We start from the raw sequence: 458 nt of genomic DNA, 5'->3' as shown, positions 1-458 counted from the left end.
GCCCACGACCTGGCGGCGCGCGGGCGGCAGTGGATCCGCGCTTCCGGCCTGCTCGCCCTCCCGGTGCCGCGCGAATACGGCGGCCTCGGGGCGAGCTGGAAGACGATCGGCGACGTCGTGCGCATCGTCGCACGTACCGACGGCGCCCTCGCCCACCGGCTCGGCCTCCACCACCTCCAGATCGCCGGCATCCGCCTGACGGGCAACGCGCGGCAGCAGCGCCGCCTGCTGTTCGAGACCATCGAGCACGACGTGTTCTGGGGCGAGACCATGAACCCGCTGGACCAACGGCTCGTCGCCCGGCCGACCGCGGGCGGCTACGTGCTGGACGGCGCCAAGGCTTGTGCATCAAGTTCGGTCGGGTCGGACCGGCTCACCGTGTGCGCCTGGGACCCGCTCGCGCACGGCACGCTGGTCGCCGTGCTGCCCACGCAGCGGGATGGCGTCGCCGTCCACGC

1 protein-coding gene is annotated in these 458 nt (G+C 73.8%); it reads left to right on the top strand.

What is annotated here, in order from left to right; all coding sequences use genetic code 11:
- On the top strand, positions 1-458 hold a 458-nt coding region (locus tag ACEN88_RS34250), incomplete at both ends, for an acyl-CoA dehydrogenase family protein (protein ID WP_413346847.1).

This window comes from Massilia sp. CT11-108, assembly GCF_047302915.1.
Taxonomy (GTDB): domain Bacteria; phylum Pseudomonadota; class Gammaproteobacteria; order Burkholderiales; family Burkholderiaceae_D; genus Telluria; species Telluria orientalis.
The sequence above is the reverse complement of the archived record's forward strand: the minus strand, read 5'-3'. Positions and strand labels throughout refer to the sequence as shown.